Annotated in this window: 12 protein-coding genes; 9 read left to right on the top strand and 3 right to left on the bottom strand. The window is 33.5% G+C overall.

Features of this window, described 5'->3' with window-relative positions; genetic code table 11:
* Window positions 1-39 precede the first annotated feature (39 nt).
* The gene (locus H3T96_RS07915; RefSeq protein WP_144092131.1) at window positions 40-606 is read right to left on the bottom strand and encodes a peptidylprolyl isomerase; all 567 of its coding nucleotides are present in this window, start codon (window positions 604-606) and stop codon (window positions 40-42) included.
* Between the two features lie 290 nt (window positions 607-896).
* Here H3T96_RS07915 and H3T96_RS07910 point away from each other — a divergent pair, with 290 nt between their 5' ends.
* From H3T96_RS07910 to robA, 3 genes are all read left to right on the top strand, one after another.
* The gene (locus H3T96_RS07910; protein ID WP_144092133.1) at window positions 897-1,568 is read left to right on the top strand and encodes a phosphoribosyltransferase family protein; all 672 of its coding nucleotides are present in this window, start codon (window positions 897-899) and stop codon (window positions 1,566-1,568) included.
* A 71-nt stretch (window positions 1,569-1,639) separates the two neighbouring features.
* On the top strand, window positions 1,640-2,221 hold the full coding sequence (nfuA, locus tag H3T96_RS07905) for a Fe-S biogenesis protein NfuA (protein WP_172398455.1): 582 nt from the start codon (window positions 1,640-1,642) through the stop codon (window positions 2,219-2,221).
* Window positions 2,222-2,317: 96 nt separating this feature from the next.
* Entirely contained in the window at window positions 2,318-3,235 is a 918-nt protein-coding gene (robA, locus tag H3T96_RS07900; RefSeq protein ID WP_039127734.1) for an MDR efflux pump AcrAB transcriptional activator RobA, read from the top strand.
* 43 nt (window positions 3,236-3,278) lie between these two features.
* Here the strand turns inward: robA and trpR are convergent, their stop codons facing one another.
* Together trpR and sltY are read right to left on the bottom strand one after the other, a co-directional pair.
* Window positions 3,279-3,569 carry a trp operon repressor gene (gene trpR, locus H3T96_RS07895; protein WP_216355862.1) on the bottom strand — a complete coding sequence of 97 codons (291 nt, stop codon included), beginning with the start codon at window positions 3,567-3,569 and terminating at the stop codon, window positions 3,279-3,281.
* Window positions 3,570-3,580: 11 nt separating this feature from the next.
* Complete coding sequence (gene sltY / locus H3T96_RS07890) at window positions 3,581-5,521, bottom strand: murein transglycosylase (protein WP_186279252.1); 1,941 nt, start codon at window positions 5,519-5,521, stop codon at window positions 3,581-3,583.
* A gap of 166 nt (window positions 5,522-5,687) precedes the next feature.
* On the opposite strand from sltY, the gene iscR reads away from it, so the two are divergent.
* From iscR to hscA, 6 genes are read left to right on the top strand one after another with little or no spacing between them, the layout of a single operon-like run.
* The gene (gene iscR, locus H3T96_RS07885) at window positions 5,688-6,143 is read left to right on the top strand and encodes a Fe-S cluster assembly transcriptional regulator IscR (RefSeq protein ID WP_039127725.1); all 456 of its coding nucleotides are present in this window, start codon (window positions 5,688-5,690) and stop codon (window positions 6,141-6,143) included.
* Between the two features lie 36 nt (window positions 6,144-6,179).
* Window positions 6,180-7,394 carry an IscS subfamily cysteine desulfurase gene (locus H3T96_RS07880; RefSeq protein ID WP_065603233.1) on the top strand — a complete coding sequence of 405 codons (1,215 nt, stop codon included), beginning with the start codon at window positions 6,180-6,182 and terminating at the stop codon, window positions 7,392-7,394.
* A gap of 15 nt (window positions 7,395-7,409) precedes the next feature.
* A complete protein-coding gene (gene iscU, locus H3T96_RS07875; RefSeq protein ID WP_025314376.1) occupies window positions 7,410-7,796 on the top strand; it encodes a Fe-S cluster assembly scaffold IscU in 387 nt (128 codons plus the stop codon).
* A complete protein-coding gene (iscA, locus tag H3T96_RS07870; protein ID WP_025314377.1) occupies window positions 7,796-8,119 on the top strand; it encodes an iron-sulfur cluster assembly protein IscA in 324 nt (107 codons plus the stop codon). The genes iscU and iscA overlap by 1 nt, the downstream gene beginning before the upstream one ends.
* Before the next feature lie 14 nt (window positions 8,120-8,133).
* Window positions 8,134-8,652, top strand: coding sequence for a Fe-S protein assembly co-chaperone HscB (hscB, locus tag H3T96_RS07865; RefSeq protein WP_186279253.1), 519 nt, complete (start codon window positions 8,134-8,136; stop codon window positions 8,650-8,652).
* A gap of 36 nt (window positions 8,653-8,688) precedes the next feature.
* Window positions 8,689-10,548 carry a Fe-S protein assembly chaperone HscA gene (gene hscA, locus H3T96_RS07860; RefSeq protein ID WP_144092138.1) on the top strand — a complete coding sequence of 620 codons (1,860 nt, stop codon included), beginning with the start codon at window positions 8,689-8,691 and terminating at the stop codon, window positions 10,546-10,548.
* Window positions 10,549-10,552 lie beyond the last annotated feature (4 nt).

Raw genomic sequence — 10,552 nt, 5'->3', positions numbered from 1 at the left:
ATGGTTTTTTTAGGTTTTTATCTGTTTTTTAATAATTTATTATTTTTCTTCAATAACAGTTGCCTTTTTAATATAAACAGGCTCAACAGGTACATTTTGATGAGGTCCTACACGGTGAGTTGCTACATTTACAATCTTATCAACAATATCCATTCCTTTAATCACTTTACCAAAAACAGCATAACCATAATTTTCAGGTGATTGGTAATTAAGAAATTCGTTGTTTACGGTGTTGATAAAGAATTGGCTAGTTGCACTATCCACATCGCTCGTTCTTGCCATGGCTATTGTGCCACGATTGTTCTTTAAACCATTATTTGCTTCATTTTTTATCGGAGCATTACCATCTTTAAATTTTAATTGATCATCGGCACCACCACCTTGAATCATAAAACCAGGTATAACGCGATGGAACGTTAAATTTTCATAAAATCCACTGTTAACATAATCAAGAAAGTTTTTAGTGGTTATTGGCGCATGTTCGCTATCTAATTCAATTTCAATATCACCCTGACTTGTTTGTAATAAAACTTTAGTGTCAGCGAAAGCAACACTAGTAAAAAGAGTTAATAGCAATGATATAAATAATAATTTGATTTTTTTCATATATTATTTCCTTAATCCGATATAGTTGGTTGATTATACCTAATATTTGATTATTTTAAATAATTTTTATGTAAAATCAGATGAAATTATGTGTCATAGATCGCAATTTTATTTTTTGTTAATTACAAGTTTTTTAAAATATTTATATAAATAAACTTATTTGGTTGTGATTTTGGTATAACGTTTTAATTCGTATCCATATTAATTTTGATATTGAGCGAAATGAATAAGCCATTTTTATATTGAAACGTTATGTTAACCTGAAACTTTTTTACAAAAAAGTAAACTATATGCGTTGTATTTTATGTAATATGCCTTTATTTTTATCTCATCATGGTATTTGCAGTCAATGTGTTAAAAATCTACCTAAATTCAATAAAATTTGTTGCCAATGTTGTCTACCCCATTCATTATCAACGAATGTATGCTATCGATGCCGAGAACATAAACCTTATTGGAACGAACTTATTGCTGTTAGTGAATATATTCATCCATTGAAAAACTTAATTCATCAATTAAAATTTTATAAAAAAGTTGAATTAAACCTAGCATTAGCGAGATTAATGTTTTTAGCATGGTATCAACGACGAGAAACAGAAGGTTTAGCTAAACCAGATTTGGTTACATGTGTGCCTTTGCATCATCTTCGATATTGGTCACGAGGCTATAATCAAGCCGAATTGTTGGCAAAGCCTATTGCTAAATGGTTAAATTGTGATTTTTATCCTCATCTGTTATCAAGAAAGAAAAATGCAACAGATCAAAAGAAATTATCACTTAAACAAAGAATGAGCAATGTTGAGACACTTTTTGTTTGTAACCAAAATGTTGCTAATAAATCAGTGATGCTTATTGATGATATTGTTACTACTGGTAATACTATAAATGCTATTAGTCAACAATTAAAACAATGCGGAGCAACCCGTGTTCAGATAATTTGTTTATGTCGAACGGTATTGTAAAATCCTAAACAGTCCTTATAATAACCAAGAAAGTTAGTCAACTATTATAAATGGTGTTAAAGTGAGGAGTTATGTCTATTATTACTATTTCTGAATCAGCTCAACAGCACTTTAAAAAATTGCTTGCTAATCAACCAGAAGGCACACAAATTAGAGTATTTGTTATGGATCCGGGTACGCCTAGTGCAGAATGCGGAGTCTCGTATTGTCCGGCCGATACAGTTGAAGATAATGATATAGAAGAAAAGTATGCGGATTTTTCAGTGTATATCGATGAATTTAGTGCCCCATTTTTGGAAGAAACCGTAATTGATTATGTGACAGATGAATTTGGTGCACAGTTAACATTAAAAGCACCAAACTCTAAAATGAAAAAAGTTGCTGATGATGCTCCGTTAATTGAGCGAGTCAACTATGTGATTCAAGCGCAGATTAACCCTCAGTTAGCAAGTCATGGTGGGCGCGTAAATTTAGTTGAGTTGACCGACGATAACTATGTCATCTTACAATTTGGCGGTGGATGTAATGGTTGTTCAATGGTTGATTATACTTTAAAAGAAGGTATCGAAAAGCAATTAATGGTCGAATTTCCTGAGCTTGCAGGAGTGAAAGATATTACTGAACATCAAGCAGGTACACATTCATTTTGTTAAAATGCATGGAAAATAATTTTTATTTAAAACTTGCTTATTGCTGGGATTAAGTCATAATCAAGGGTTATGTGTCTGTTCACTTTATGATGGGGTTTTATGAATCAAGTTAGTATTATTTCAGATCTTATCGTTTGGATTGAGAAAAATTTAGAACAGCCATTGTCTATTGATAATGTATCGCAAAAGTCTGGTTATTCAAAGTGGCATCTACAACGTATGTTTAAAGAAGTGACGGGTCAAGTTCTTGGAACTTATATTCGTCATCGTCGCTTAACTTATGCAGCGCTCTCTTTGCGTATGACCAGTAAACCCATTTTAGACATTGCTATGCAATATCGTTTTGATTCGCAACAAACATTTACTCGATCTTTTAAAAAACAGTTCAATGAAACCCCAGCAAGTTATCGTCGAGGTGAATTTTGGGATCCAGCAGGATTAACACCAGCAATTGAGCTTAATAAAAATCAGCTTTCACTACCTGAACCCAAATTTGTTGATATGCCGAAACAGACTTTTTGGGGAATTTCTTTCAAAAATAATTGTAATTTAGGACAATTATTAGACGAAGAAAATAGACTTAGAACACAGTTTTTTCATAATTATTTATCCCGTTGTACAAATAAAAACGAAGATTTGCCTGATAAAATCTATGCTTTTAGTCGCATATTAAAAAGCAAAGATAATACCAATGAACAAGAATTACTTTATACGATTGCATTAGATCATAATAATAATCTTGAACATATTGAAGAAGTTGTTAGTGAAGGTGGATTATATCTTTGCTTTAAATATATTGGTTCACCAGATAACTTTAGAGATTTCATTTCTCAAGTACATTTAGCCGCAATGCCAGCTCTAAAAGTTCGGTTGCGTAGTTCCAGCTGTTTAATCGAAATTCATCATAATCTTCATGATGATACGGTTGCCTCTGTTAAAGATATTAAGACTATGGAATGTGATTACTGTGTGCCAGTTGTTACAGAAACTGAGGTTAATATCCAACAAAATTTATAACTCTGATTGTTACAAATGTAACGAATAGATATTAGCTAGTGTTTTAGTTATCTGAGCTTAATAGAATATTCTCTAACCATTTTTTAAATTCTGGTGTTGCCTCTTTTAGACTATTAGAACCTCGAGTTACTGTAGCAATGCCTATTTTTAGTTGATCTTTTAGTTGTCGTTGGTTGATTGAACCATCAAGTAATGAATGTATGATTTTTACTCGAGTTATCAATGCATCGCGCTCATCGGCGGTCATTAATAATTTTAATATATCAATTGAATAACCATCATTAAATGCTTGGTGTAATAGCTTAACGGTTTGTTGCCATTCGTTAGTTTTCATTATAGTCACCATTAATATTGTTTATTAAATTCATGCTGAGTCAAAATATGTGGATTTTTTTTACCTAAAATTATTTGATAGATATAGTCATAAACTAAAACACTTTTCACGTAATTACGTGTTTCAGTAAATGGAATACTATCAATAAAAGCAACGGCATCAAGTTTTCCACCACTCTCTTTTAACCATCGTTTAACGCGATTAGGTCCAGCATTATAAGCAGCTGAAGATAATATCCGATTATTACCATTTTGTAGATAAACTGAATTTAAATAGTAACTACCCAATTGTATGTTGATTTCAGGATCGAACAGTTGTGTTGATGAAGTATAAGTAAGTAAGCCCATTTTTTTAGCTGTTTCTTTAGCGGTTGCAGGCATCAGTTGCATTAATCCTCTGGCTCCAGCTGAAGATTGTACCGAGGTATCAAGCGCACTTTCTTGACGAGAAATAGCTAAAGCATAAGAAAGAGGGATAGCTTTATCTTTTAGGGTATCATGGTATAAGTCTTGGTACATGATGGGCAAGCGTTCAGTCCAGTTATTCCATAATTTGCCTACAATCGTTGCTTGAATACTTAGATCACCCCAACCTTTATGTAAAGCATATTGAGCCAATTTTAGATATTCATTACTATCCACTTGATTGTTTAGCATATATCGCCATTCTCTGCTTGATTCTGGCAACATTCCTAAACTACGTAATTCATTAATTCTTTTCACAAATGGTTTATCATCAAACTTAGACTTTAATGCTGAAATTTCGGTATGAGTAATTTTTTTTGATTGATTATTAAGAGAATAATGTCGATCCAGCGTTTGCGCACTGATCATACCATAAAAACCACGTTTAGCTGTGAGTGTTTGTAAAATACTATTAGCTTCTTTTTTTCGATTATTTTTTAATAACACTCGTGCTTTCCAATATTGCCAATCTTCTTTTAATTGATCTTCTGGTGATAGTTGTTCTAACCAATAAGCAATATCCTTGTAATTATTTTCATCAATAGCTAAACGAATACGTTTTTCAACCAAAGATGAATCATGGCTTTTAGCAATATAATTATCTCGCCATTTAATTTGTTCATAAGTGGCTGAATCATTAAAGTAACGGTTTGCTAAACTTTTTTGCAATAAACTTTGTTCATTTTCATTTAATTTTTGCTGTTTGATGAATTGTGGTAATAAGGTCTCAGCTAATTCTATATCAACTTTAGTTAAACGAGAAAATGATGCTAAAATAATCTTTTTAGTAAAAGAACTCGCTTTAATATTTTTTGAAAAATCGTCTAATTTTCTCGGATTATCAAATAAAGCTAGTAAATTACTTTTAGTTGTTTTGTAATCCTCATCTAATAAATTTGCTAGATATCGAGCTAATTTTAAATTATTCGCTTCAACTGCCAATTCAATACGTAATAATATTAAATTGTTTGTTCGTTTACCGGCTTTAGCCCAAGCATTAAGTAATGGATCACATGCAGAAGAAAGATCTTTTCCTGTCATCCAAAGTGTTTCTACATCTTTAAAAACTGATTTATCTCCGTTTTTCATGAGTAAAGCATATTGGTAGCGACAATTAGAAGATATTGAATTATCTTTGGGGAATGAAATTATTGAACTCCAATCTTGGCGATTTGTTAACTCTTTCAAGTAGGATTGGGTTAAAGAGTTTGTTAAAGGAAAATCCTGATTTTTCTTTACAAAATCACTAACTACATCAGGGGAGACAACTTTTATATTTTTTTGAAAAAATTGCACAGCAGCGTAAGGATATAATGGATAATTTTTTATGGTTGCAAGTAATGTTTTTTGTTCTTGAAAATTTAACGATTGATAAGAGTTAATCCATTTTTGATAATTTTCTCGTAACATTTTTTGAGAATTATTTGCGAAAGCGTTACTTGTAAATATTAAACTTATTATCAATAAGTAACGTGATACCAATTTCATCCTTTTAGCTCCCATATGAATTTATCTAACTAGATTAGCATATTTCATTGTGTTTCGTCGATGATGAACTAAAAGGGGATAATTCCCACTAAAATAGTCAACTAAATACTTGACTAAAATAAAAGGATATATACAATAAATATTATAACACATAGGGGGATGATTAATGAAATTGACATCAAAAGGAAGATACGCGGTAACTGCAATGTTGGATGTAGCATTACATTCTGATTCAGGACCTGTATCACTTGCCGATATTTCAGAACGTCAAGAAATCTCACTTTCTTATCTTGAACAATTATTTGCGCGGTTACGAAAAAATGGTTTAGTAACCAGCGTTAGAGGCCCTGGTGGGGGTTATGTGCTGAGTCGGTCAATGGATCAAATTGCGATTAGCTCAATTGTAAAAGCCGTTGATGAGACGGTACATGCAACTAAGTGTCACGGTCAAGATGGCTGTCAAGGTGGTGTTAGATGTCTAACTCATACACTATGGAATGATTTAAGTGAGCGAATTGAAGACTTTTTAACCAGTATTACACTTAGCGAATTAGTCAATAATAATGAAGTTAAAGCCGTAGCTAATCGACAAAGTAATATACGACACGTCAGCATTAATTAAAAAATAAAATACAGAATTTGTTATTGGGAGTAATTAATGAAATTACCTATTTATATGGATTATGCAGCTACAACACCCGTTGATCCTAGAGTTGCTGAAAAAATGATGCAGTATTTAACACCAAATGGTATTTTTGGTAATCCTGCATCTCGTTCTCATAAATTTGGTTGGCAAGCCGAAGAAGCAGTTGATATTGCTCGAAATCAAATTGCAGATCTTATTGGTGCTGATTCCCGCGAAATTGTATTTACTTCTGGAGCAACGGAAGCTGATAACTTAGCTATTAAAGGTGCAGCGCATTTTAATAAAGCTAAAGGTAAACATATTATTACTTGTAAAACAGAACATAAAGCGGTACTTGATACTTGTCGTCAACTTGAACGTGAAGGTTATGAAGTGACTTATTTGGCTCCAGAGTCTAATGGGATACTGGATTTAGATAAACTTGCAGCAGCCATGCGCAGTGATACAACCGTTGTATCAATTATGCATGTCAATAATGAGACTGGTGTCATTCAAGATATCGAAAAAATTGGTGAGATGTGTCGTGAAAGAGGTATTGTTTTTCATGTTGACGCAACCCAAAGCGTCGGTAAATTACCCATTGATCTGTCTAAATTAAAAGTTGATCTTATGTCATTTTCTGGACATAAAATTTATGGGCCAAAAGGGATTGGTGGACTTTATGTTAGACGTAAACCTCGTGTTCGTATTGAAGCGCAAATGCATGGTGGTGGTCATGAGCGCGGTATGCGTTCTGGTACGTTGCCAGTGCATCAAATCGTTGGTATGGGCGAGGCATATCGTATAGCTAAAGAAGAAATGGCAACTGAAATGCCACGTTTATTAGCGTTAAAAAATCGCTTATGGAATGGCTTAAAAGATATCGAAGAAGTTTATCTTAATGGTTCTTTAGAACATAGTGTCCCTAATATATTAAATGTAAGCTTTGCTTATATTGAAGGTGAGTCACTTATGATGGCTTTAAAAGATTTAGCCGTATCATCCGGTTCAGCATGTACTTCTGCAAGTTTAGAACCATCTTATGTATTGAGAGCACTTGGCCTTAATGATGAACTTGCACATAGCTCAATTCGATTCTCATTTGGTCGATTTAGTACTGAAGAAGAAGTGGATTATGTTATTAAACTAATTAAAGATTCTATTGGTAAATTAAGGGAATTATCTCCACTTTGGGAAATGTTCAAAGATGGTGTTGATTTAAGCAAAATCAAATGGTCAGCCCATTAAAATTAGGAGTAAATTATGGCATACAGTGAAAAAGTAGTTGATCACTATGAAAACCCTCGTAATGTTGGTTCTTTTGATCAAAATGATCCTAATGTTGGTAGTGGCATGGTTGGTGCACCAGCATGTGGTGATGTTATGCGTTTACAAATCAAAGTAAATGATGACGGTATAATTGAAGATGCTAAATTTAAAACTTATGGTTGTGGTAGTGCAATTGCATCAAGTTCTTTAGTTACTGAGTGGATTAAAGGTAAATCTTTGGATGAAGCGCAAGCAATCAAAAATACAGATATTGCTAAAGAACTTGAGTTACCACCTGTTAAAATTCACTGTTCGCTTTTAGCGGAAGACGCAATTAAAGCAGCAATTGATGACTATAAAACTAAAAAAGGTCAAAGTTAATGGCAATTACACTAACAAATAGCGCCGCTAATCGTGTTCAGGCTTTTCTTGCCAATCGTGGAAAAGGGGTAGGGCTGCGGTTAGGCGTTAAAACATCAGGTTGCTCTGGTATGGCATATGTTTTAGAGTTTGCTGATATTATTAACGATGATGATAGTGTGTTTGAAGATAAAAATGTTAAAGTCATTGTTGATAAAAAAAGTTTGGTTTATATCGATGGTACCGAACTGGATTTTGTTAAAGAAGGATTAAACGAAGGTTTTAAATTTAATAATCCCAATGCACAAAATGAATGTGGCTGCGGTGAAAGCTTTAATGTGTAATTGGGGTAATGAACATGCCTAATTACTTTGAACTATTTGATTTACCTGTTAAGCTACCAGTAGATGTTTCGTTACTAACAGCGCATTATCAACAATTACAAAGACAATATCATCCAGATAATTTTGCCACTGCTAATGATAACGATAAAATGGTGATGGTACAAAAATCAGCAATGATTAATGACGGTTATCATACATTGAAAAATCCTATTAAAGCTGCTGAACATTTGTTGTATCTGCAAGGTTTTGATGTGGCAACTGAGCAAAATATTATTCATGATGCTGATTTTTTAATGGAACAATTTGTTTTACGTGAAAAATTAGAAGATATTGAAAGTCAGGATAATTTTGTTATATTAGATGACTTTCATTCGGAAGTTTTTGCGCGTCAACGTGATGTTTATAAAGAATTATTAGAATTTATTAACAAACAAGATTGGGAAGCAGCCCTTAATCAAATCTTTAAAATCCGCTATTTAACTAGATTGATAGAACAAATCGAAAAGTTACAAGAAAAACAATATGCTTTATAATTTTAGTTAAGCATATATCAATTAGAGACAATTCAAATGGTATTATTACAAATTAGTGAACCAGGACAGACACCTGAACCACATCAGCGCCGTTTAGCTGTGGGAATTGATTTGGGGACAACTAATTCACTAGTTGCTACTGTGCGTAGCGGACAAACCGAAGTGTTACCAGATTTGGATAATGATTTTCTATTACCTTCAGTTGTTCATTACGGCTTAGATGTTGATGATAATCTTGTTATTACCGTTGGAAAGCATGCAAAATCTAATGCTGTAAATGATCCTCAAAACACGGTGAGTTCTGTTAAACGGTTAATGGGTAGAAACTTATCTGATGTTGATGCTGTACATTTTCCTTATACTTTTTCACAAACGGATAATGGTGTTCCATTATTGAATTTGCCTAATAATCAAGTTAACCCAATACAAGTCTCCTCGGAAATTTTGATCGCTTTAGCTCAACGTGCAAAACAGAGTTTAGGTGGTGAAATTGATGGTGCTGTAATTACAGTGCCAGCTTATTTTGATGACGCGCAACGGCAAGCAACTAAAGATGCGGCTAAATTAGCTGGGCTGCATGTTTTAAGATTATTAAATGAACCAACTGCTGCTGCTATCGCTTATGGTTTGGATACTGGCAAAGAAGGCGTTATTGCAGTTTATGATTTAGGTGGCGGTACATTTGATATTTCTATTTTGCGTCTACATAAAGGGGTATTTGAAGTTTTAGCAACCGGTGGTGATTCAGCTCTAGGTGGTGATGATTTTGACCGATTGCTTGCTGATTATTTAAAAAATCAATTAGGTTTAGAAAATAATACTGATCCTTATATAAACCAAAAAATTATCGATGAAACAGTTAAAATAAAAATAGCATTAAGTCAGCAAGACTTAGCTTTAGCTAATATAGAAGGTCAATCTTTAACTATAACGCGTCAACAATTTCAAGACTTAATTGAACCTTTAGTTAAACGAACTTTGGCGGTTTGTCGCCGAGCATTAAGAGATGCTGAAATCAATATTGATGAAGTGGTTGAAGTTGTCATGGTCGGTGGATCAACTCGTGTCCCTTTAGTTCGACAATTAGTCGGTGATTTTTTTAGAAAAGAGCCTTTAACTTCCATTGATCCTGATAAAGTTGTTGCTATTGGTGCGGCAATACAAGCTGATATTCTGGTTGGTAATAAGCCCGATTCAGATATGTTATTGCTTGATGTTATTCCTTTATCTTTAGGAATAGAAACAATGGGGGAATTAGTGGAAAAAATCATCCCTCGTAACAGCACAATACCCTGTGCAAGAGCTCAAGAATTTACCACATTTAAAGATGGCCAAACAGCTATGATGATTCATGTGTTACAAGGCGAGCGTGAAAGTGTTGCAGATTGCCGCTCGTTAGCTCGTTTTACGCTAAGAGGTATTCCCCCAATGCCTGCTGGCGGAGCACATATTCGTGTTACTTTTCAAGTTGATGCTGATGGTTTATTAAATGTTACTGCAATGGAAAAATCAACAGGTGTTGAAGCTGCGATTCAAGTTAAGCCATCTTATGGTCTAACTGATAATGAAATTGCTAACATGATTCAAGATTCAATCAATTATGCCCAGCAAGATAAACAAGTAAGAATGCTTGCCGAACAAAAGGTTGAAGCGGCTAGAGTACTAGAGAGTTTACAAAGTGCTTTAGATAAAGATGCTGATCTATTAAATGAGCAACAGCTTAATCAGATTTTAATCGCTAAGCATCAGTTACAGGCCGTAAGTGAATTAGATGATAGTGATGCTATAAAAAAGCATATTAAGATTGTTGATAATATGACACAAGAGTTTGCTGCTAAACGTATGGATAGATTAATTCGTCAAGCCTTAACTGGCCATAAAGTTGATGATATTTAACAAA

This window comes from Gilliamella sp. W8136 (assembly GCF_016101285.1).
Taxonomy (GTDB): domain Bacteria; phylum Pseudomonadota; class Gammaproteobacteria; order Enterobacterales; family Orbaceae; genus Gilliamella; species Gilliamella apicola_N.
The sequence above is the reverse complement of the archived record's forward strand: the minus strand, read 5'-3'. Positions and strand labels throughout refer to the sequence as shown.